The 21,980-nt window shown below is 36.3% G+C and carries 20 protein-coding genes and 1 riboswitch; of the genes, 4 read left to right on the top strand and 16 right to left on the bottom strand.

Features of this window, described 5'->3' with window-relative positions; translation table 11 throughout:
• Window positions 1-75: 75 nt before the first annotated feature.
• On the bottom strand, window positions 76-1,275 hold the full coding sequence (locus U9R83_RS11910) for a phosphoglycerate dehydrogenase (RefSeq protein ID WP_013057119.1): 1,200 nt from the start codon (window positions 1,273-1,275) through the stop codon (window positions 76-78).
• A gap of 168 nt (window positions 1,276-1,443) precedes the next feature.
• Window positions 1,444-1,522: riboswitch (ZMP/ZTP riboswitch) on the bottom strand.
• Between the two features lie 210 nt (window positions 1,523-1,732).
• On the opposite strand from U9R83_RS11910, the gene htpG reads away from it, so the two are divergent.
• Window positions 1,733-3,610: a molecular chaperone HtpG gene (gene htpG, locus U9R83_RS11905; RefSeq protein WP_208732296.1), complete on the top strand. Its 1,878-nt coding sequence runs from the start codon at window positions 1,733-1,735 to the stop codon at window positions 3,608-3,610.
• Window positions 3,611-3,640: 30 nt separating this feature from the next.
• Here the strand turns inward: htpG and U9R83_RS11900 are convergent, their stop codons facing one another.
• The 6 genes from U9R83_RS11900 to trhO form a co-directional block, all read right to left on the bottom strand.
• Window positions 3,641-4,201: a tubby C-terminal domain-like protein gene (locus tag U9R83_RS11900; protein WP_014460040.1), complete on the bottom strand. Its 561-nt coding sequence runs from the start codon at window positions 4,199-4,201 to the stop codon at window positions 3,641-3,643.
• Window positions 4,202-4,256: 55 nt separating this feature from the next.
• Window positions 4,257-5,063 carry a DUF817 domain-containing protein gene (locus tag U9R83_RS11895; protein ID WP_014460041.1) on the bottom strand — a complete coding sequence of 269 codons (807 nt, stop codon included), beginning with the start codon at window positions 5,061-5,063 and terminating at the stop codon, window positions 4,257-4,259.
• Between the two features lie 148 nt (window positions 5,064-5,211).
• Window positions 5,212-6,648, bottom strand: a complete 1,437-nt coding sequence (gene hpaB, locus U9R83_RS11890; protein ID WP_014460042.1) for a 4-hydroxyphenylacetate 3-monooxygenase, oxygenase component — start codon at window positions 6,646-6,648, stop codon at window positions 5,212-5,214.
• A 140-nt stretch (window positions 6,649-6,788) separates the two neighbouring features.
• A complete protein-coding gene (locus U9R83_RS11885) occupies window positions 6,789-7,151 on the bottom strand; it encodes a group I truncated hemoglobin (RefSeq protein WP_025751868.1) in 363 nt (120 codons plus the stop codon).
• A gap of 224 nt (window positions 7,152-7,375) precedes the next feature.
• The gene (locus U9R83_RS11880) at window positions 7,376-8,233 is read right to left on the bottom strand and encodes an SMP-30/gluconolactonase/LRE family protein (RefSeq protein WP_014460044.1); all 858 of its coding nucleotides are present in this window, start codon (window positions 8,231-8,233) and stop codon (window positions 7,376-7,378) included.
• Window positions 8,234-8,435: 202 nt separating this feature from the next.
• The gene (gene trhO, locus U9R83_RS11875; protein ID WP_140450866.1) at window positions 8,436-9,404 is read right to left on the bottom strand and encodes an oxygen-dependent tRNA uridine(34) hydroxylase TrhO; all 969 of its coding nucleotides are present in this window, start codon (window positions 9,402-9,404) and stop codon (window positions 8,436-8,438) included.
• Window positions 9,405-9,739: 335 nt separating this feature from the next.
• Between trhO and U9R83_RS11870 the strand changes: the two genes are divergently transcribed.
• Entirely contained in the window at window positions 9,740-10,543 is an 804-nt protein-coding gene (locus tag U9R83_RS11870) for an alpha/beta fold hydrolase (protein WP_208733474.1), read from the top strand.
• Window positions 10,544-10,708: 165 nt separating this feature from the next.
• Here the strand turns inward: U9R83_RS11870 and U9R83_RS11865 are convergent, their stop codons facing one another.
• The 8 genes from U9R83_RS11865 to U9R83_RS11830 form a co-directional block, all read right to left on the bottom strand.
• Window positions 10,709-11,578 carry a GNAT family N-acetyltransferase gene (locus U9R83_RS11865; protein WP_182420572.1) on the bottom strand — a complete coding sequence of 290 codons (870 nt, stop codon included), beginning with the start codon at window positions 11,576-11,578 and terminating at the stop codon, window positions 10,709-10,711.
• A 118-nt stretch (window positions 11,579-11,696) separates the two neighbouring features.
• Entirely contained in the window at window positions 11,697-12,491 is a 795-nt protein-coding gene (locus U9R83_RS11860; protein ID WP_328575245.1) for an MBL fold metallo-hydrolase, read from the bottom strand.
• 184 nt (window positions 12,492-12,675) lie between these two features.
• Window positions 12,676-13,011 carry an ArsR/SmtB family transcription factor gene (locus U9R83_RS11855; RefSeq protein ID WP_014460050.1) on the bottom strand — a complete coding sequence of 112 codons (336 nt, stop codon included), beginning with the start codon at window positions 13,009-13,011 and terminating at the stop codon, window positions 12,676-12,678.
• Window positions 13,012-13,440 (bottom strand): SRPBCC family protein, encoded by a 429-nt coding sequence (locus U9R83_RS11850; RefSeq protein ID WP_208732298.1) that lies wholly within the window; start codon window positions 13,438-13,440, stop codon window positions 13,012-13,014. It abuts the gene before it with no gap.
• A 185-nt stretch (window positions 13,441-13,625) separates the two neighbouring features.
• A complete protein-coding gene (locus U9R83_RS11845; protein ID WP_182420575.1) occupies window positions 13,626-14,645 on the bottom strand; it encodes an STAS domain-containing protein in 1,020 nt (339 codons plus the stop codon).
• A gap of 204 nt (window positions 14,646-14,849) precedes the next feature.
• Entirely contained in the window at window positions 14,850-15,014 is a 165-nt protein-coding gene (locus U9R83_RS11840) for a hypothetical protein (protein WP_181160216.1), read from the bottom strand.
• Between the two features lie 264 nt (window positions 15,015-15,278).
• Window positions 15,279-17,945 carry an MMPL family transporter gene (locus U9R83_RS11835; protein WP_243549353.1) on the bottom strand — a complete coding sequence of 889 codons (2,667 nt, stop codon included), beginning with the start codon at window positions 17,943-17,945 and terminating at the stop codon, window positions 15,279-15,281.
• Window positions 17,942-18,403: a MarR family winged helix-turn-helix transcriptional regulator gene (locus U9R83_RS11830; RefSeq protein ID WP_014460056.1), complete on the bottom strand. Its 462-nt coding sequence runs from the start codon at window positions 18,401-18,403 to the stop codon at window positions 17,942-17,944. Before U9R83_RS11830 ends, U9R83_RS11835 begins: the two co-directional genes overlap by 4 nt.
• A 255-nt stretch (window positions 18,404-18,658) precedes the next feature.
• On the opposite strand from U9R83_RS11830, the gene U9R83_RS11825 reads away from it, so the two are divergent.
• Window positions 18,659-19,867, top strand: coding sequence for an MFS transporter (locus tag U9R83_RS11825; protein ID WP_047750945.1), 1,209 nt, complete (start codon window positions 18,659-18,661; stop codon window positions 19,865-19,867).
• Window positions 19,868-19,931: 64 nt separating this feature from the next.
• On the opposite strand, the gene U9R83_RS11820 is transcribed toward U9R83_RS11825, so the two are convergent.
• On the bottom strand, window positions 19,932-21,332 hold the full coding sequence (locus tag U9R83_RS11820) for an amino acid permease (protein ID WP_098626481.1): 1,401 nt from the start codon (window positions 21,330-21,332) through the stop codon (window positions 19,932-19,934).
• Between the two features lie 386 nt (window positions 21,333-21,718).
• Here U9R83_RS11820 and U9R83_RS11815 point away from each other — a divergent pair, with 386 nt between their 5' ends.
• Entirely contained in the window at window positions 21,719-21,925 is a 207-nt protein-coding gene (locus U9R83_RS11815; protein ID WP_014460059.1) for a hypothetical protein, read from the top strand.
• The last annotated feature ends 55 nt before the right edge of the window (window positions 21,926-21,980 follow it).

Raw genomic sequence — 21,980 nt, 5'->3', positions numbered from 1 at the left:
GGATAAATACCATGTAAAAACAGCCCTAACTTAGAAAAGTTAGGGCTGAAACACTAAAATATGATGGTAACCAAATTAGATAATACGACTTGTAATAATTCCTTCAATTTGACCAATTTTTTCTTCTAGCTCAGGCACAATCTCGTCACTTACTTGATTGTCAATATCGATCATTGTATACGCATATTCACCGCGGCTTCTGTTCACCATATCTGCGATGTTTAAATTGTAGTTTGAGAATACTTGCGTAAGCTGTCCTACCATATTCGGCACGTTGTGATGGAAAGCAGCTACGCGTTTTTTCCCAGTGTAAGGTAGAGATGCATTCGGGAAGTTCACTGAATTTTTAACGTTTCCTGTTTCTAAGAAATTTTTCACTTGACGTGCTGCCATTACCGCACAGTTTTCTTCTGATTCTTGAGTTGATGCCCCTAAATGAGGAATTGGCACAACATTTTTCATGTTCAAGACATTTTGATTTGGGAAATCTGTAATATATCGACCAACTTTTCCACTTTCAAGAGCAGCTTTCATATCTTCTTCGTTTACAAGCTCACCGCGTGAGAAGTTCAAAATATGAACATCAGGTTTCATGATGCTAAACGTTTCTTTATTGAAAACACCTTTTGTGTCGTCCGTTAATGGAACGTGAACCGTAATATAGTCAGATGCTGCAAATAGTTCTTCTAGAGACATTGCACGCTGTACGTTGCGAGACAAATTCCAAGCTGTATTAACAGAAATGAATGGATCAAAACCAATTACGTCCATATCTAAATCAAGCGCGTCGTTTGCTACAAGAGCACCAATTGCACCTAAACCAATAACGCCTAATGTTTTACCTTTGATTTCTTTTCCAACAAACTGTTTTTTACCTGCTTCAACTAACTTAGGAATTTGATCACCTTGGCCGTCTAATCCTTTTGTCCATTCAACTCCAGCAAATAAGTTACGAGAAGAAGCCATAATTGTAGTTAAAACCATTTCTTTTACTGCGTTTGCATTAGCTCCTGGCGTATTAAATACAACGATACCTTGCTCCGTGCAAGCGTCCACCGGTATATTATTAACCCCTGCTCCAGCTCGTGCAATAGCTTTTAAATTTTGGTCAAATGCCATGCTGTGCATGTTAAAGCTACGCACGACAATCGCATCTGGATTTTCGCTGTCGTTGTCAATTTGATAACCTTCTTGATTAAAAACATTTAGACCTTTTTGTGCAATGTTGTTTAATGTTTTGATTGTTTGTACTTTTTCTAATGTTAATGTGCTCATTTTGTACTCTCCTCTGATTATCATCGTAGTTTTACATGTTTTTACCTTTGGATAAAGGAACTTCATTTTTAATTTTTTTAAAAGTCTGGTTTTTTAGCCTACATGTCTGATAACTTCTATATCCTCTCCCCCTAAACAGAAAGAGGTAAGAGATATGTATTAATCCCTTACCTCTGCCCAGGCGAACGGCTACGTCACTATATGCTTCCTCACGGTTATCCGCGTTTCGCCAGTCACATATAGTCTTTGAAATTAAGTATATTCTAGCAAACTCTTTCAGAACGTTCAACCTTTTTTTAAAAGTTTGCTTTTTTCAGTCTAATTTTTAATCTCTTTAGTGAATCTCCTAATATATTGACAAATATCCTAATACATGTTAAATAAAAAGAGTGATTAGCACTCTATCCACTCAAGTGCTAATTATTTTATAAGCCCTATTTGGAAAGGAGAACTTCTTATGTCAAAAAAAGAATTCAAAGCCGAATCAAAGCGATTATTAGAGATGATGATTAATTCCATCTATTCTCAAAAAGAAGTATTTTTGAGAGAACTTCTATCAAATTCAAGCGATGCAATCGATAAAATTTATTACAAAGCCTTAACAGACGACTCCTTGCGTTTTAACAAAGAAAGCTATTACATAAAAGTAACACCAGATAAAACTAACCGTACCTTAACCATTACGGATACTGGGATTGGCATGACGCAAGAAGAGCTTGAAAGTAGCTTGGGCACAATTGCGCGAAGCGGTTCCCTTGCGTTTAAAAATGAAAATGAAACAAAGGACGGACACACGATTATTGGCCAATTCGGCGTTGGGTTTTACGCAGCGTTTATGGTGGCAGATGTCGTAACGGTGATTAGTAAAGCGTTAGGCAGCAATGAAGCCTATAAATGGGAATCTACTGGTGCTGATGGTTATACAATCGAACCTTGCGAAAAAGAAACGGTTGGAACTCAAATCATTTTAAAAATCAAAGAAAATACAGAAGATGAAACATATGATGAGTATCTAGAAGAGTATCGTTTAAAAGAGATCATTAAAAAATATTCAGACTTTATCCGCTACCCGATTAAAATGGACATAACGGAAAAACGTCCTAAAGAAGGTTCTGATAACGAGCTAGAAGATTATACAGAAGAGCAAGTTATCAACAGTATGGTACCGATCTGGAAGAAAAATAAAAATGAATTGACTTCAGAAGACTATGAGCAATTTTATTCAGAAAAGCGCTACGGGTTTGATAAACCGCTCACTCACCTTCACATTAATGTGGATGGAGCGATTCGCTACAATGCTATTTTATTTATTCCAGAAAATAGTCCGTTTGATTACTACTCAAAAGAATTTGAAAAAGGACTTGAACTGTATTCAAACGGCGTATTAATTATGAATAAATGCGCAGATCTTCTTCCAGACTACTTTAGCTTCGTGAAAGGTATGGTAGATTCTGAAGATTTATCTCTTAATATTTCGCGTGAAATCTTACAGCAAGATCGCCAGCTTCAGCTGATTGCCAAAAACATCGGCAAGAAAATCAAAAATGAATTAAAAAGTTTGCTTAAAAACGAACGTGAAAAGTACGAGAAGTTTTATGAATCATTTGGCCGCCAGCTAAAATACGGCGTTTACAGTGACTTTGGCAGCAACAAAGATGTATTAAAAGACCTGCTTTTATTCTATTCTTCTACAGAGAAAAAGCTCGTAACACTAGACGAGTATGTATCACGCATGCCTGAGGATCAAAAGTATATCTATTATGCATCAGGCGAATCGTACAACCGCATTGAAAAGCTTCCTCAAGCAGAATTAGTTGCAGATAAAGGGTACGAAATTCTGTATTTTACAGAAGATATCGATGAATTTGCGATTAAAATGTTAATGACGTACAAAGAAAAAGAATTTAAGTCTGTTTCAAGTAGTGACTTAGGGATTGAAGCAGAAGAAGAACAGCTCAATGAGTCTGAGGAAAAAGAGAATAAAGAGCTATTTGACTATATGAAAAAAGCTTTGGCGGGAAAAGTAGGAGATGTGCGCGCGTCTAAACGTTTAAAAACACACCCCGTTTGCTTATCAGCTGATGGTGAAGTAACGATTGAAATGGAGAAAATTTTAAGTGCTATGCCTGATAATCAGAATGTAAAAGCAGAAAAAGTGTTAGAAATTAACGTAAATCATGATGTATTCGCTTCTTTAAAAGATGCATTTGAGAATGATAAAGGGAAATTAGACCTTTATACAAATTTATTATATAACCAAGCTCTTTTAATTGAAGGCTTATCTATTAGTGATCCAGTTGAATTCACAAATGATATTTGTAAAATTATGATATAAAAATCAGGCGCAGAATCATTCTGCGCCTGATTATATGTATGGCATAATAAAATTAGTTATATAGTAAGAAGCGATAAAAATGGGTACGGGCAGTTCTTCTGTTACTCTTATTGAGTGTTTGCCTTCTTTAAAATGAAAAAGATCTGATTTAAATTCTGCGACTTTTTCTCTTTTTCCATTAAAAATACACGCTTCCTCTACGGCTTCATGACTGTTTAACATGTAGACGTTATTTCCCCATCTAATTTCTTGTGCTCCTTCGTTTTTGATTATTCCTTTCCCTAATAGATACCCCACTGTTTTTCCACTTTCTTTTATCACCCACCGGTGTTTTTTTATGTGATCAATAAACACCGTTCTTCCTTCCCATTGAACTTGTAAATGTACCTTTAAGCCGCAGGAAAAGATAGGAAACCAAGAAATAGAATCTAAAACTGGAAGTCCATCACGAGTTAAAAAATCAATACTTTTAGTCCACATATTTTTATGCACTCTCTTAAGCTGTCCGACATTTTCTCCATTTTCATTTGTAACTGCTACGGTCTTCCCCGCTGATTTAAAATAGGGAAAATAAAAAATATATTCTTGCATATAAGCCTCCAAAGCTTCTGTACCTTATATTAAAAGCGTGTACATAGTTATGTTTCTATCTTTCATATATTTCGTTTGTTTCTTTGGATTTCTTCCTTTGTTTAAATTGGCTTTGATTTTCTTTTAAATGCTTTAGTAAAGCAACAATCAAGAAACTAACAATCACAAGAAGAAGCCAAGAGCTAATTTTACTTATATGAACCATTGTCCACTGCTGCTGTTGATCTGGATACTGCCATGCTCCGAAAAATGTTGCGATATTTTCAGCGATCCAAATGAAAAAGCCAATCAGTACAAAAGACAATACTAAAGGCATGCGATATGTACGTTTGTTAACCGTAAAATACACAAAAGTTCGATAAAAAATAAGTAAAGTAAAAAGTTTTAAAAACCAGCGGAAGTCGTAAATGAAATGATGCGTGAAAAAGTTAAGGTAAATGGTTATACTTAGTATACTGACAATCCACGTAGAAGGCCAATTCGCAAGCTTTAATTCAAGCCTTCTCCACACTTGGCACATGTAGCTGGCTACACTAGCATACATAAATCCGCTGTACAGCGGAACTCCCCAAACTTTAGTGAAAGCTTTTTCCGGATAGCTCCATGAGCCCATATGAACTTTGTAGAGTTCTAACGCTAGTCCAATTAAATGAAATACTGCAATGACTTTTACTTCATCAAGCGTTTCGCGTTTAAACATCACCATTAAAACTTGAGTTCCTAGACAGACTAATAAAATAAGGTCATATCTAGAAATAAACGGTACTTCAATTATTTTTGTCAGAGCCAATGTAAGAAAAATAATAACAGGAAAAACACAGGATTTTGCTTGTTCTAAACCAAAATAGATTAATTGCTTCATTGTAACATCCTATCTTTATAGTATTCCTTAGTATTTTCACAGAAATGATTCTCTGAAAATTATTGCAGATTTTTCAAATTTATTCAATAAGCATCTCCGCTGTTTTTGTAACTAAACTATGATACCCAGCGGAGATCATTTTTCTCCATTAACTTTTCAAAAAATCGGTTACTCGCTGTACATAGCCCTCTTTATCGTAAGATAAGTACAGATAACTAGTTAACTGTACAGGCTCACCAAAGAAAAAACGTTCATACAGCGTTTCTCTTGTGCCAAACGGACTCATCGTTAAATCCCACGCTAGTCGAAAAAGCTTAATTCGATCTTCTGCTCCTCTCGATTTAGCTTGCAAATAACGCGTAATATCTTCCTTAACCAATGAGCGGCACGTATTTTCTGTTGGTATTGCCATTAGTCCGCTTGCACCTAAAAGCTGGATAATTTCTGTAAAGGTAGGATATGTTTTTGAAAATATATTTGCGGCAATACGAAGTGTAGTTTCATTCGGACGCATGTATCCCCATGTATCAATCTCCGCTTCTTCTTCTGCTTTCATCACGAGAGCTTTCATCGTTTCTAACGCAATAATAAGCTCTGTTGCTTTTTCTCGTACATGTGGATAGTCTGTAATGTTAATGGTTTCAATCAGAGATTGTACAATTCCTAATACAAATTCTGTTTTGACAATTCTCCTTGAAGTTACTTGATGCAGAGCAAAAGCTGAGAAGGAACTAGAAGCAAGGAATGTATTTGATACGTCTACATTTTCATAGAAGAACACGCGGTTCCACGGTACTAATACATGGTCAAAGACAACAATTGTATCCATTTCTTCGAATCTAGAACTTAATGGATAATCAAACGTCGACTCTTTTCCTGCAAATGATTCTCTACAAATAAATTTAATTCCTTTTGTATTACTTGGAATTGAAAAAGCAAACCCTTTTTCTTTTCCTTGAATGCCCGCTGAAGACAGTACGAGCAGCTCATCTGTCATTCCGCCCTGTGTAGCAAGCAGTTTCGCGCCTTGGATAACGATTCCCTCATTGTTTTTATCAACTATTCTTGCTGCTATCGGTTCATCGTTTTGCTCGTAATAAAATTGGATTCGATTGACTTGAGGATCGATGAATGTATGAGTGAGCGATAAGTCGTGCTCTCTCACATATTCATAATAAGAAATGATGTTTTCAGGAAAGCAATTTTCTGCTCCTCTCAGGAGTTCTGCAGAGGATGCAAAAGCCATCAATACGGTATTCATATAATCTGGACTTCTCCCCATCATACCGTGAGTTAAGCGAGCCCACTGCTGAGTCATCTCTCGCCTCTTTTTTAACTCCTCTTTTGTTTTAGGCTGTAAATAAGATGTACCGACAAATTCCTTAGAAGCCGGAGATTGGTATGTCATGATATCTTTGATTTTTTTATCATGCTGAAGATCATAAAGCTTAGCTTGACTGTTAATGGCTCCTTTAAAAGCCGGATGTTCTGATATATCGCCTGTTACGAGCTTGCCATCAACCCATACATTTGCTTTTAATTGGTTAATTCTCTCTACGTATTGCTTCCCATTAATTGCTGACATACTCCCACTCCCAGACTTTCGATAAATATTTTCACCTATTGCATTTTTATCATATTACGATGTCTTTTCCATGTTTCCTTCATACATCACAGCTTTGAGCATAAAAAAAGAAGGTTACAGTAACCTTCTTTTTTTATGATTTATTTATATTGAATATCATTTCTTAGGGATTCAACTTTACTTAATGCTTGGTCAATATCAGGCTCTTCAACATTAAAGTGAGCAAGTGCATCGTGAAGATGCTTAGCAATTGCATTAAAATGTTCGGGTTGAATATTCATATTTGCATGTGCTTTGGCCATCGACTTTCCTGAATATTGATTCGGTCCACCTAAGGCAAAGCTTATAAACTTTGCTTGATGTCGACGCTGTTTATCCATATCCGTGTGCTCGAAAAAGTGACTGACTGTTTCGTCTTTTAATACAAGCTCAGAATAAAAATAGTCTACTACTTTTTCAATCGCTTCTTGTCCGCCCACTTTTTCATACAATGTTTGTTCCAAACCAATTCCTCCTTTTGTACCTTTACCCATTATTACCCAATACAAGTATTCATATTCTTTAAAAGGCTTCTTTATGGAAATTCGTTATTGTCATGTTTTATTCCTCTTCCTCATAAAGAATAAAATGTAAAGGGAATGAACGTAGTGCAAAGGAGTTGTAGAAACTGCATTTAATATCTATCGCTAACGGACTTTAAGCATGACGACATTAGATAAGCGCTTCTCTAATACACGTAAGTATAAGCCGGCACGCCTTTTACTCCTACTCGACATGAAAAAAGAGAGCCGGCAGCTTCTTCGTATTTTTCTTCTTCCTTAGCTGTGGTGATAAATAAGGTTTGTAAATCGTCTCCTCCAAATGTACAGCAGGTTACATTGGAAACAGGAAGATGAATAGATTCTATAATTTCTCCTTTATCTGGATCTACACAAATAACTTTCGAACCTCCCCAAAGCGCTACCCATAATCGGTCGTGCTCATCAATTGTCATTCCATCAGGAAACCCGTCCATATCTGAAAGGTCAATCACCACTTTTTCATCTTCGAGCCTTGTTGTTTCTTTAGAAAATGAATAAGACATAATTTTATTTTTCGGTGAATCAACCAGAAAAAATTTGTCTCCTGTTCGATTCCAAGCTAGTCCGTTTGACACGCTTAATCCTTCTTTAGCGCTCTTAATTACACCTTTTTCATCTACTACGTACAGCTGGGCTTTTCCTTCTTCATCTTCTTCACTCATCGTGCCAATCCAAAAGCGATTATATGGATCACATTTCCCGTCATTAAAACGCATGGTTTTTTCAAGAGTATCTAAACGGATATACTCTTCATGATTCTTTTTGTTTTTATCCACTAAAAGCAGCTGATTACGAGTGGAGACGATCAATTTTGAATGATTGGTTGTAGAAACGCTTGTAACGACTGAAGGAAAATCCATATCTTCTAAGGTTGTCGTTTTTGGATCGTACGTAAGAAGTTTTTTATCTAAAATGTCTACTAGCACTAATCTTTGATTTTCTTCATCCCATAGGGGTCCTTCCAGCAAACGTCCATCGTACTTTTTTTCAATTTTCGCTTCCATTTTCAAGCTCCTTTGTTGTTTTTATGTACAACCGTTTTTTAATTGCTTTCTAAAAAATATTCCTTTAAGTACGCAAAACAAAAAAACAGGAATATGTTTCCTTTTTATAAATACCCGTTGCATAACCTTCTCTAAACACTAGGTTACAAGAGAATCTTTTCATAAAAAAACAGCACGCTATATATAGCGTGCTGTTTTTTTATTATAAAGTTACGTGTTCTTTTTCTAACTCTTTAACACGTGTTGCAAATTCTTCTTCTGTTAAACCATGTTCTTTTACATAGCGGTTACGAGGACTTACTCGGCATTCATGTGAACAAGCGCGTAAATATTTGTGTTCGTTTTCTTCAGAAGCTAAGATTTTCTTGTTGCATTCTGGGTTTGCGCAGTTGACATAGCGTTCACAAGGCTCGCCGGTAAAGTGATCCTTCCCGACAATCACATGCTCTTTTTGGTTAACTGGTACGCTGATGCGCTCATCAAATACATAGCACTGACCATCCCATAGTTCACCTTGTACTTCCGGATCTTTTCCGTATGTTACAATGCCTCCGTGAAGTTGGCTTACATCTTCAAAACCTTCTTCAAGAAGCCATCCAGAGAATTTTTCACAGCGAATACCGCCTGTGCAGTACGTTAAGATTTTTTTATCTTCAAACTGTTCTTTGTTGTCGCGAATCCATTCAGGAAGCTCACGGAAGTTTCGAATATCCGGACGAACAGCTCCTCGGAAGTGACCTAGATCGTATTCATAATCGTTTCGTGCATCGATTACGACCGTATTTTCATCTTGCATTGCTTGATAAAATTCTTTTGGGCTTAAGTAGTTACCCGTTACGCGGAGAGGATTCACATCTTCTTCTAATCGAAGAGTTACTAATTCCTTGCGGTGACGCACGTGCATTTTTTTGAACGCATGTTCATCTGCTTCGTCTATTTTAAATACAATACCTTCAAAACGAGGATCATTTTTCATCGTTTCCATGTATTTGTCTGTTTGTTCAACTGTTCCTGATACCGTTCCATTGATCCCTTCAGCCGCAATTAAAATGCGTCCTTTTAATTCAAGCTCTTTACAAAATGCCAAGTGCTGAGCTGTGAACTCTTCGGGATTTTCAATTGGAGTGTACAAATAATATAGTAGTACTTGATATGGTTTTCTTTCAGTCATGTTGCTTCTTCCACCTATCTGTTTATATTTGCAAGATATAATGCATGTAGGTCGGTTATTGTGAACCGAATTGATGGTAACAATTCATTACTTAAAGGTACATTACGACAAAAACAACATCCTTTCTATAAGGATGCTTCTATCTAAAAAGTAGTATAGTGAATGATTGTTTCAAAAACATACAGTATTTAAGCCTGTAATAGTATAACATATCAAAGCGTTCACTTCTAGGATTTGTTTTTTTATGAACATTTTCTTGCAGAGATACGTTCTACCTGAGCTTTTCTGCGCATACATGATGAGATATGAACCTTTGAGATTGGGGGGGGGAAATGATGCCTTTTTATCCATTAAAAGACGGTGCAACTTTGTACTATGAGCAACAAGGGGAAGGAACACCTATTATTTTCATTCACGGAGTTTGGATGAGCAGTCGTTTTTTTCACAACCAGCTTTCTTTTTTTTCGAAACAGTATCAAACTATTCTTTTGGATTTAAGAGGACATGGAAATTCAAGTCATATTCCGTACGGTCATACAATTTCCACTTATGCTCGTGATGTGCATGAGTTTATAACCACTCATCAATTAAAAGACGTCATATTAGTAGGCTGGTCGATGGGTGCTTTTGTTGTGTGGGAATATTTGAAACAATTTGGTCAAGAAAATGTAAAAGGGAATATTATTGTAGATGAAATGGCTTCAGACTTTAAATGGCCAGACTTTCCGATCGGTGCATTTGATTTACCTGCCCTTATTTCGCTCATGCAGGGTATTCAGCTTGATCGAACAAGTACATTAGAAAGTTTTATTCCGCTTATGTTTAAGGATGAATTAACTGAAGAAGATAAACATTGGATTATGAAAGAAGTAACAAAAATGCCTGAGTCGATAGCCAGTGCCATTTTGTTTGATCAATCCATTGTGGACTATCGAGATTTTCTTTCGTTTATTACAATCCCTACCTTACTGTGCTTTGGAAAAGAAGAAAAGCTCATTCCGGTAGCAGCTGGAATCCATATTCAAAAGCTGATTTCAGGTTCTGTACTTGAAGTTTTTGAAAACAGCTGCCACTGCCCTTTTCTAGAAGAAAGCGATCGATTTAACAAAGTTGTAAGCGACTTTATCGAACATATCTAATTTACAACAAAAAAAGAATTGCCTTGTTTCTAACGGATTCGGTTGATAGAAAGAAGCATAAGTTAGAACTACAAATCAGCAATATAAATGATAAGTAAAAGCGCTCGAAAAAAATCCGAGCGCTTTTACACTTAATGTTCTCCGCTCTCATTGAACTTAACTCTTTTACAGTTTGAGGCGATAACTTATAAGAATATCTTTTGGTTCAAAACCAACTTTCATATATACTCGATTTGCTTGACTATTTGCTTTATCAACAGTTAGTTTAATTTCATCAATTTGTGGAAATAAAAACATCTCTGTTAAAACTTCTTTTAACAACATCGTTCCTAGACCTTGACTCTGAGCATTCTTCGAAATACAAATATACTCCAATGAGGCCTCTCCCATTTCAGTATCCACTTCAAAGTACGCATAACCTTGCAACTCGTTAGAAATATTTTTAAGTACCTTTAACATATTTCTATCGTTAAGTCTCTCAATAATTGTTTTTCCATTGTAATAAGTATTTTGAAACATTGCATTATGCAGCATTTCAAATGCTTGAGAATCACTATGTTTAAATGACTCACTTCTCATTTCAGTAACTTTATCAAAATTTTGTTCTTTAATTTCTAAGATGGAGTGTTCACCAGTCTTTTTTGCTTTTATATCATTCATAAATACTTGTTGCTGTATATTTTCGTTATTAATAAAAAAATGAAATTCTTGGATCAAAGGATTTTCATTAACTAACTGTTTCCATAATTGAGATTGCAATTCAATAGAAGATGTTTTATTAAAAGGTCCCCACACTTCTACTACTGTTTCTTCGATATCAAACCCAATAGCTGCTAAAATTTCTCCTGTCCTATTTCTAGCGATTAAAAATTTAATATCACCCTCGTCACTAATAAAATCTTCTTTTAATGTCTGGTAGATTTCTTCTTCTTTTTCACCACAATAACCAATATGTGATGTTTTCTGACTATTTGTTTCTGATAGAAATCGAGATAATTCACCGAGGTTATTTGCTTTTTCTATAATAGCATCCATAACACTATCCCCTTCTTTAACTCCAATTTAGTGTCGTGTTCGTTCCTATTTCAAGCTATCCCTGCTTATTAACCTCTTTTACCTCCCTAGTTTGAAATTATTATTCTAAAGATATTAATTAATCTAAACACAAATAAGGTAATAAAATCTCGTGTCCGTCATAGGCAAAGCTTACGTTTTCATCTGAGAGCATCTCAGCGTGCTTTGGGATATCAATATCATGTGATAAATGAGTGAACACCATGTTTTTTGCCTGTAGCTTTGCTTTAATCTCCATTGCCTCTGTCACGTCATATACAGATCTTTTTTCTTTTTGAAGATATTCTTTCCAAAAAGATGTACCAAATATCAGTAAATCTAAGTGGTAAAAGGGCTGCCACTGTTCTTTTGTTACATTAAAAGAATCGGATACATACGCCCAGCGTTCGCCTTGTTTTTGATGAACCACAATACCGTAGGAATGACCGTTAAATCCGTGATTTACTTTATGAAACGTAATGGTTGTTTCTCCACTATCCCATTTTAACGTTCCTTTAAAGGTAAGTCCTTTTCTTTTTGCGAGATAAGGAAATCTTTCGGTTAACTCGCTGATGACTTCAGGCGCTCCTACGACTTCTGTATCTACATTGTTCCAGTAGCATAAGTCGGCTAAGTCTCCTAAACCAGCAACATGGTCATTGTGAGGATGAGTAATAAAAACGGTAGAAGGGATTTTTTTGTTATTATATAAATGAAATTGATGTTTAAAATCAGGTGAGACATCAATCAAAAACACGTTACCGTTCATTGTAAATTGTGCACTAGGTCTTGTGCGCTGATTTAATGGATCTTTTTGTATACATACTTTACAGTCACATAATAATCGAGGTACTCCTTGAGCATCGCTCGTCCCGTAAAATAAAAGCTTGTTCATTACTCTATTTCCCCCTTTTTTTCTTCTAAAGGTCTATCTTTTTATTTCAAGAAATGTCCTATGTTGTTCTGCATCTTTCCTTTATTTGTCCTTCTAGAATAAAACCAGCTTTTATGTAAAACAGCCAGTCTTTTTAACGACTGGCTTTGCAATATCCCCTATAAAAAACGTTTTTATGCTTTTTCTATTGATTTCTTTCTTCATCTCTTTCAACAATATGCTGAAGAATAGATAATTTGTTCGTCCAAAATTGTTCGTAGTAAGAAAGCCAATCTTTTACTTCTTTTAAAGGCTCTGGCTGAAGATAATACACTTTTTCTCTGCCTTTTTTTTGTCCATGGACTAAGTCTGCTTCTGAAAGTATATGAAGATGCTTGACAACAGCGGTACGACTTATTGAAAAATGAGACGTTATTTCTGAAATAGGCAATTCTTTTTCAGAAAGCAGCTCAAGTACTTTTCTTCGAGTAGGATCAGCAATGGCTTGAAAGATATCATGCTTGGCAGCTGATGAAGTCATTTAGTTTTCAACAACCTTTCGAAGTTTTTCATTCACGAGACTAATCCACCCGTAGCTCATTCTATCTCGTACCACTGAACTCTTTTCGTTTCCTTTTTCAAGAAGTGTTTCAGCTTCTTTCCATCCGCTATGAATAAGCGTAAATTCAGTTTGATTACCCATTTCTTTTAAGGTAAACGAAACGACCCATCCATCCGTATCCCAAGAGAAAGAAAGATAGTTTGGTGCATCTATTTCTAATACTTTACACGGAGATGGTCCAAAAGGCGATTGTAAATGAAATTCATATCCTATCTGAGGCTGAAAATCATTAGGCATGAACCATTGTTGGAGCCCTTCTGAGGTTGCTACTTTATCCCAAACTTTTTGAATCGGCGCGTTAAAGATTATCGTCTGTTTTACATCTTCTACTACACTTTTATCATTCATCGTTATCTTCATTCTCCTTTTTAAAAAAATAACACCAAAAGGTTTCATATAAGAATGATATAACACCTTTTGGTTTCATGTCAATTCCTTTGAAAATGAAGTCCTTCAATACATCTCCGTTCTTTGATAAAGAAAGTTGTTATGATGTTGAATGAGTGCATTTTGTTATATTTCAAATATATCTTTTAAACAATGCTTCGTCCGCTTTGTGCCAATGCATAATGAATGCCGTGCTGCAATGTTTGAAAACAATCATATTTTGATAAATCAATATGGGTCTCTGATATAACTAAGCCTAAGTCAGCAGAAATTCCTACTAAAATTGTTTTCGTACCAATCAGGGACGCTGCTGCACCTAATTTTTCGATAAGACTTGCCGTATATTCAGTAAGTTCTTTATCCAATCCGGTTAAATCCAGCACAAGATAATTAGCCTGATGTTTTGGGAGGTTATTTAATGTATTGACAATCAAATCTTCTGTTCGATCCTCATCGTATTTGCCAATCAAAGGAACGACGACTATGCCTTCCAAAACCGGAATAATAGGAGAAGAAAGCTTTTTAATAAGATCTTTTAACTCTGCTGTTTTTTCTGCTACAATGTTTTGCAAATGTTCTATTTTCTGCGCTTCTTTTCTTCTGGCTAATTGATGAATATTTTGAGTGATATCAATGTTGGAAGGGAAGTATTCTACTGTGGTGTATTCATGCCCTTCTATTTGATGTTGAATCACCTTGTACCAAATATTTGTTCCGAATAGTCCTGTGAAAATCCCTGCATAATGGGCCGGAAGAAAATTTCCTCCCTTTGTTTTCTTTTGCGCCACGTTAATTTTATGTTCCCAACTGTCTTTTAATTCAGCAGATAGAGTTTTACTTTCAGGATTTAAATATTTAATAGTTGTTTTTCCCCATCCAGCCGAAGCGTATGTATTTGTAATTAACTCAGCCGCTTCAAAAACCGTTACGCCTTTCATATTTTGAAAGTACTCTCCTACTACTAATCCTTGTCGGAAACCAGTGGTTTCCAGTACTACAGAAGCTGCCTCTTCTCCAGATATTTCTTCGATTGTGTCAAACAATGTTTTCATCGCAGAAGAAATCCAAAAAAGGATCGCATCTTCTCCTTCAAAGCTAAATTGTCCCTTTTCTAAATCCCACGCAAAATTAAGACCACCTATATCAATATTCTTTTTTTCACCCATGGCGGAATCTCCTTTTTATATAATCTCTCTACTAATAGTGGTTTTTACGTAAAAGTGAGTATGAATTACCTTAGATGCTACTTTTTTTAATCTTATCATTATTATTAGTTCTAAAGGAACAATTCTTTTCAAACTACTGGGCTTGTAATCGTGATTAAATAAAAAAAGCTTCTTAAATAAAATAGAAGCTTTTTGCCGAAGTATTTAGTTTTCTTCTTTACCTTGGCAGCTCGGACACTCATAAACATGTACAAAATAAAGTCCAATATGGTGGAATCGTTTCCCTAAGCAATCTGGACATGTTCCTGCTTCGCGCATTTGTTCTCGTCGTTTGTCTCGCTGATTAGCGAAGAAATTTACAAATTTCATAAAAGAACCTCCCTCATGTTTTTGACTATAGGTTTTCCTGATGAGAGGTCTTTTATTCGACTAGGTGTATTTATAAAAGCACCTGCTTGATTGTGCTTTTAAACTATACTCACGTTTTCCAATAATACAAAAAGGATAGATAGAGCATTCTTATGACGCTCATCTATCCTTCATTTTTATCCTATATAATGCTTAACGCTATACAGGCGCTTATCACTATTTCCTAACAAGTATCTGATTTTTGATACAGCTAGCATATACAAGTTATTCTTCTACTTTGTATTTTTCTTTTTTCCGAATAAACGGCCACCAGTTTCCTTCTCCAAGCGTTACGACAATCGCTGGCATAAGAAGCGGAAGAATGACAAGGCCATAAAGTAAAAGACCAATAATAACAACCGTTGCTACATGAACAAGTGTTAATACACCTGATGGTATCATAGTCCCAAACGTTCCGGCTAAGATAATAGCAGCAGTGATAATAACCGATCCCATCTTACTCATAGACGTAACCATCCCTTCTGCTACGCCGCTTTTTACTTCTTCGTTAAAACGGTCCAATAAGAAAATAGAGTAGTCAATTCCAAGGGCCACTAAAATAACAAAACTAAAGAATGGCACGGCCCAGCTGATTCCGTCATTCCCCATTATATCCACGAATAGAAGCTCTGAGATTCCCATTGCTGTATAATACGTAAGCAGCAGTGAAGCAATCATGTATACAGGCATGATCATTGAACGGAATAAAATGGTCAGCACAATAAACAGTCCAATCATCATAATAACCATTGTGCGTGAAAGATCCGTTGTGGATAAATCTTTTAAATCTGCATTCGAGCTCGATACGCCTCCGTACACAATTTCTGTATGCTCAAACGGCGTATCAACGACTTCGCTTGCCACCGCTTTTTCAATATTTTTTACGGTTGAAATGGCTTCTTCAGAATATGGATTTTGATCAAGCACTACGCTGAGCTTAACTCCTTTTCCATCTGCAAAAGAATAGTTATCGATGGATTGTTTAAACCCTTTATCTTTCATCACTTCTTCTGGAAGATAAATCCCCGTATCACTAACTGTTGAGCTGTCACTCATGTTATCAAGCATATCTGTTGCTTTTGTTAAGCCATCCGAGATCTTCGTCAGTCCGTCATTCGCACTTTTAACTCCTTTTGCTAACTGGTTGATACTGTCTGATAGCGTTCCAACTTGACCTTGCTGAGCTGAAAGATTCTCATTTGCTTGCTGGAGACCGGTTTGAATGGTAGTAAGCTGTTTACTGATTGCAACAAGCTGCGGGACCGCTTGCTGCACATTTCCTGTTGTAGAGAGCTGAGTGCTGACAAGCTGCAGCTGTTGATTAATTTGAGCTAATCCGTCTGCAGCAGGTGCAAGCGACCCGCCAGATTCTTTAGAAGCAGAACCGGTTTTGTCAGCTATTTGATTTAGCCCTTTTTCAATATCACTTAATCCTTTTTGTACATCTCCGATTCCTTTAACAGCCTCTTTGATTCCGTCTGATACAGAGCCCAGCTGTGAATTAACATATAAATCATCGATCTTTTCTCCGGTAGGCTGTGTGATCGTCATGACAGAGTCCACGTGATCCACTTTTTCAATTGCTTTGCTTATATTTCCTAAATAAGGAATAACATCCGCCTTTGTTAACTCCTTATCTCCTTTAATAACAACATTGACAGGAAAAGCTTTTCCTTCTCCCAGTGCGTCACTGATGGCGTTTAGTCCTTTTATAGATTTATAATCACTGCTGATTTCAGCAGTAGAATCAAACGATACTTTTGAGTCATAAGTTACAATAAAAGGCACGGTAATAACCGCTGTAATAACTAAAAACACGAACGGTCGCGCCACTGCTTTTTTCCCTAAAAAGCCCCACAGCTTATTGTCGCTATGAGAAGCCACTTTTTTAGACGGCCAAAATAATTTTTCTCCAAGCGTAACCATAAAGAGTGGAAGCAGGGTAAATAAAATGACTAGCAGTACACCTACGCCCACTGCTACGCCGACAGCCGATTGAAAAATGGCAAACTTGGCAAATCCGATGGCTGCAAACCCAATAAATACGGCAATTCCGCTGATAAATAGCGTTCTTCCTGCTGTACGATAAGCCGTGATTGTGGCCTCTACTTTATCATGTCCGTTTGCCAATTCTTCACGGAAACGATTAAGTAAAAGAATGCAGTAATCCGTACCAATTCCAAACAAAATAGCTACTAAGAACGTTTGCGTGAACGTTGAAATTGGAAAATCGACATTTTTAACTAAAATTCCTAGTAACGATTGACTGATTAAGTATGTGATCCCCACAATTAAAATAGGAATAAACGGCGTCACTACTGAACGGAAAACGAGTAAAAGCAAACCTAAAATCAAGAAGATAGTAATAAACTCGGTTTTCTTTAACCCTTCTTCTGAACTGTGTGCAAAATCCTGATTAATAAGAGATGCACCTGTTACATATGCCGTAATGTCTTTTGGCACGTTATCATAAATCTGATTCGCTATTTTTTCAACTTTTTCATCCGATCCACTGACAGTAACCGGAACTAAAACGGTTTTTTTGTCTTTAGACATTAATTGATTACGAACATCTTGATCATCTGTTAAAGGCGTTGTGACATCTTTTACACCTTTAATTTTCTCTGTCTTGTCAATGATTTTCTGTATTTGTTTCTCACTATCTTTATCTAATGCGTTATCTAACTTGATAACCATGCTGATGGTATTACTGTCTTCTCCGGCATTTTTTAGAATTTGGCTGGCTCTAGATGAAACGGCATCGTCGGGAAGCTGAGACTGTCCTTTTTCACTTGCGAGCTTTGTTAAATTTGGTGCCGTTAGCATCAATATAACTGTTAAAGCTAAAATGAAGGCCGCAATCACCCATTTAAATTTCACAATAAATTTCATTCTTTGCTTTCCCCTTTTGTAGTTAACTTTTCTTTTGCCATCGTAAGAATTTCAATAAATGTATCTATTTTTTCTTCTTCTACATCATCAAACAAATTCTCAATGATACTAAAACACGCGGCATTTCCGTCATTTATTACCTTTTCGCCTTCAGCCGTAATCTTAATAAGCTTAGAACGTTTATCGCTCTCTAGTTCATTAGTGTCCCACTCCACAAGCCCTTTTTCGAGCAGTTTTTTGATTCGATTCGAAATGGCACTTTTATGAACACCTTGCAAGACTGCAAGACTGCCAGGTGAAGACGGACCTTTAATCATTAAACTATTTAACAAATCAAACTGCTGCCTAGAGACATGTTCGAAGAGGTTATGGCTTATCTCTCTGTGAATTACTTCTGTTCCTACAAACAGCACTTCTTCAAAAAGTTCTACAGCTTGATATAACTTGCTTTTCGTCACTTCTTTCCCTCCTTTGCACATTTAGTTTATAGGTATAAACTATTCAACTTTAAAAATAGTTTATAGGACTAAACTTTATTCTGTCAATAAATTTATGTCTGACTGTCTTCATATATGATAAAGATAAATGGAATTCGAAAAGATACCGCTTACATCAGCTTTTTTGGTTGTCAAAGCTCAATCACTTAAGTATTATTAGTAATTGACTTCTTTTCAAGGAGATATAAATTTTACACACAGAAAGGGTGAACACACATGAATACAATGCATGCTAATGAGCAGGTCAGTAAGAAAGATTCCTTTCCAATTGCTCTCATCTCGTTAACTCTTGGAGCTTTTGCTATCGGAATGACAGAATTTGTTATTATGGGGATACTGCCTAACGTTGCAGAAGATCTTCATGTTAGCATTTCGACTGCTGGTCAGCTCATTACAGGCTATGCTTTAGGAGTAGCAATCGGCGCGCCAATTTTAACTATTTTTACTCATCGACTTCCTCAAAAGCTTCTGCTTTGTTTACTCATGCTTTTATTTATTCTCGGAAATGCAATTGCTATCATTGCACCCAACTATGGAATTTTGATGGGAGCTCGTTTAGTTACGGCATTATGTCACGGTACTTTCTTTGGAGTAGGCGCTGTTATTGCTTCACGGCTCGTGCAGCCGCATAAGCGAGCAAGTGCTGTCGCAACGATGATGGCAGGTTTAACTATTGCAAATATCATCGGTGTTCCTGTAGGAACATTTATTGGTCAACACTTAGGTTGGAGAGCTTCGTTTGGAGCTATTACGATTATGGGGATTATTGCATTTATCGGTATTATTCTGTTTATCCCAAAGCTTGGTCAAGACAAATTAACAGGTCTAAAACAGCAGTTTGCTGCTTTTACCCAACCAAAACTTCTAGTAATGCTTCTTTTAAGCGCAATAGGATGCGGTAGTTTATTTACTGTGTTTACGTACATTACACCGCTTCTTGAAGACGTTACAGGAGTAAGTGAACACAGCGTTACGTGGATACTTGTATTATACGGATGTGGTGTTACGCTTGGAAACGTTGTTGGAGGCAAGCTTGCAGACTGGAAGCTAATGCCTTCGGTTGTAGGTATATTTGCTTTTCTTTGTATCGTGCTGACTATTTTTACGTTTACTGTTAAAAGCCCAGCAGCAGCTATTATCACGCTGTTTTTCTGGGGAGCAGCAGCTTTTGCTGTAATGCCTGGTATTCAAGTGAAGATTATGAACTTAGCACAGGAAGCACCTGCTTTAGCTTCTACTTCGAATCACTCATTTGCTAACTTAGGAAATGCTTTTGGCGCCTTTTTCGGAGGCGTAATTATTAACCATATGGGACTTACTTCACTTCCTTGGGTTGGCGCCATTTTTGTAGGAACGGCTTTTGTTATTAGCACTTGTCTGTTTATTGTGGAAACACGCAAAAAACATAGTGAACAATCGCCCTAACTGTCTAACAACTGAACAACAAGCAAAAAAGAGCCTTTCTTAGATGAAAGGCCCTTTTTTGCTTTTAACTTGCTTTTTTCATTTCTTTACTTGTTAATCGACTGTGTTTACGAGAGTAACCTATATATACAAATATACCAAGCACAATCCATATGCTAAAATACAGCCATGTTGTTTTAGGAAGATTAATCATTAAAAATAAACAAGATAATACAGATAAAATTGGTAAAACCGGGACAAACGGCATTGTAAATCCACGTTTTAAAGTTGGGTGCGTTTTACGTAAGATGATAATGCTGACGCCCACCATGCCGAAAGTTAAAAGAGCTCCGATATTTGCTAAATTCGCAAGTTCTTTTAGATCGATAAATCCTGAAATTAACGCTCCGATAATCCCTACTAGCCAAGTAGAAAGAATCGGAACTCCTGTTTTCTCGTTTGTTTTGGCAAATGCTTTTGGCAGCAAGCCGTCGCGGCTCATCGAGAATAAAATGCGTGTTGCTGCATAAATGTAGGCGAAAATAACAGCCATGATTCCAATGACAGCTCCTGCAGCAATAACTCCTGCCACTGCATTTTGTCCTACTGAATGAAGAACATAGGCCATTGCTTCTGGAACATTCAGTTCCTTGTAAGAAACAACTCCTGTCATAACAAGGCATACTGCTACATAAATAATCGTGCAGATCACGAGTGAACTAATAATTCCAATTGGCAAATTGCGCTGCGGGTTCTTTACTTCTTCTGCTGATGTAGATAAAGCATCAAAACCTAAGAAAGCAAAAAATACGGCCGCTCCCCCTGTCACAACACCTTCAATTCCATAAGGCATAAAAGGAGTCCAATTAGACGGCTTCACATAAAAAGCCCCTACAATAATAAAGAGAAGGATAATAAATAATTTAACAAGCACCATAAAATTATTCACTTTTTTACTTTCTTTAGTTCCTCTTGAAAGCAACCATGTAATAAGAAGTGTAATACAAATGGCAGGAAGGTTTACCAGGCCTCCATTTGCAGGGATCGTAATCAATTCTTTTGGCAGTGAAAAACCAAAACCTTCTAAAAAATTGTTAAAATAAGAAGACCATCCATTTGCTACTGCTGACATCGTTAATAAATAGACGGAAAGCAACGTCCATCCCATTAAGTGCGCTACCACTTCTCCGATGGTTGCATATGTATAAGTGTAAACGCTCCCAGATACAGGTATAGTTGAAGCAAATTCCGCATAACACAGCGCTGCAAATCCGCATACAATAGAAGCCAATATAAAAGAAAAAATAACGGCTGGCCCAGCATCGTTAGCAGCTACTAAGCCTGTTAATACTAAAACCCCTGTTCCTATTACGGCTCCAATACCAAGAAGAGTCAAATCGAATGCTCCTAATGTTTTGACTAGAGATTTGTTTTGACTTTGTTCTAATAATTGCTCGATTGACTTCTTTTTAAATAGTTTTCCCATTGCACTCTCTCCTCTCTGTTACCACTCATCCCTTAAAAAAACTTGAAAATGACGTCTTTTCCCATTCGGCTGCGCATTTTTACTTCAGATACAGAATCAATTATATAGAAATAATTACTAACTTGTCTATTAGTATACTAATATCATTATATATATTTCAAGAGTTTTTGTAAGCGATTTCTTAATATCACTCTATTTTGGATTTATAAACTAAATAATAACATTATCATTGTGCTTATGTATAATAAGTTTGAATAAAAATAATATTCTAAAAAATTATTTTATATGTTTTTAGATAACTTTTTTACTAACTATCTTCAAATATAAATTCCTGACATAGAGATTATTTAGAGAATGATGAATGTTTTATCTTACCGGGTGTTATAATGATGAAAACTGAAGTGTATGAAGGGCGGAGAAAGATGATTAACTTACTTATTGGCTGTATTCTATTAGCACTAGGAGTGTACTTTATGTTTAAATTTCTTTTTTATTCTCCTTCTAAAAAGAAGAAAGCTCAGCAAAATACGAACAAATTGTCCGATGAGGCTTCAGCTTCATCAAATACAAGCGATTCGAATGGAATAAGATAATTTTTTTCACAAAATACCGGCGTTTGTCTAATGCAAAAGTTACACTGCCGATATA

It is taken from the genome of Priestia sp. LL-8 (genome assembly GCF_036227845.1).
Classification (GTDB): Bacteria; Bacillota; Bacilli; order Bacillales; family Bacillaceae_H; genus Priestia; species Priestia zanthoxyli.
The sequence above is the reverse complement of the archived record's forward strand: the minus strand, read 5'-3'. Positions and strand labels throughout refer to the sequence as shown.

Excerpts from the sequence above, each read along its gene's own strand:
- hpaB (WP_014460042.1), bottom strand. The coding sequence starts at position 6,648 with ATGTCAGCAATTAATGGGAAGCAATACGTAGAGAGAATTAACCAATTA.
- U9R83_RS11900 (WP_014460040.1), bottom strand. The coding sequence starts at position 4,201 with ATGCAAGAATATATTTTTTATTTTCCCTATTTTAAATCAGCGGGGAAG.
- U9R83_RS11825 (WP_047750945.1), top strand. The coding sequence starts at position 18,659 with ATGAATACAATGCATGCTAATGAGCAGGTCAGTAAGAAAGATTCCTTT.
- U9R83_RS11815 (WP_014460059.1), top strand. The coding sequence starts at position 21,719 with ATGATGAAAACTGAAGTGTATGAAGGGCGGAGAAAGATGATTAACTTA.
- U9R83_RS11850 (WP_208732298.1), bottom strand. The coding sequence starts at position 13,440 with ATGAATGATAAAAGTGTAGTAGAAGATGTAAAACAGACGATAATCTTT.
- U9R83_RS11855 (WP_014460050.1), bottom strand. The coding sequence starts at position 13,011 with ATGACTTCATCAGCTGCCAAGCATGATATCTTTCAAGCCATTGCTGAT.
- U9R83_RS11895 (WP_014460041.1), bottom strand. The coding sequence starts at position 5,063 with ATGAAGCAATTAATCTATTTTGGTTTAGAACAAGCAAAATCCTGTGTT.
- U9R83_RS11865 (WP_182420572.1), bottom strand. The coding sequence starts at position 11,578 with ATGGATGCTATTATAGAAAAAGCAAATAACCTCGGTGAATTATCTCGA.
- U9R83_RS11880 (WP_014460044.1), bottom strand. The coding sequence starts at position 8,233 with ATGGAAGCGAAAATTGAAAAAAAGTACGATGGACGTTTGCTGGAAGGA.
- U9R83_RS11820 (WP_098626481.1), bottom strand. The coding sequence starts at position 21,332 with ATGGGAAAACTATTTAAAAAGAAGTCAATCGAGCAATTATTAGAACAA.
- htpG (WP_208732296.1), top strand. The coding sequence starts at position 1,733 with ATGTCAAAAAAAGAATTCAAAGCCGAATCAAAGCGATTATTAGAGATG.
- U9R83_RS11910 (WP_013057119.1), bottom strand. The coding sequence starts at position 1,275 with ATGAGCACATTAACATTAGAAAAAGTACAAACAATCAAAACATTAAAC.
- U9R83_RS11845 (WP_182420575.1), bottom strand. The coding sequence starts at position 14,645 with ATGGGTGAAAAAAAGAATATTGATATAGGTGGTCTTAATTTTGCGTGG.
- U9R83_RS11835 (WP_243549353.1), bottom strand. The coding sequence starts at position 17,945 with ATGAAATTTATTGTGAAATTTAAATGGGTGATTGCGGCCTTCATTTTA.
- U9R83_RS11840 (WP_181160216.1), bottom strand. The coding sequence starts at position 15,014 with ATGAAATTTGTAAATTTCTTCGCTAATCAGCGAGACAAACGACGAGAA.
- U9R83_RS11870 (WP_208733474.1), top strand. The coding sequence starts at position 9,740 with ATGCCTTTTTATCCATTAAAAGACGGTGCAACTTTGTACTATGAGCAA.
- trhO (WP_140450866.1), bottom strand. The coding sequence starts at position 9,404 with ATGACTGAAAGAAAACCATATCAAGTACTACTATATTATTTGTACACT.
- U9R83_RS11860 (WP_328575245.1), bottom strand. The coding sequence starts at position 12,491 with ATGAACAAGCTTTTATTTTACGGGACGAGCGATGCTCAAGGAGTACCT.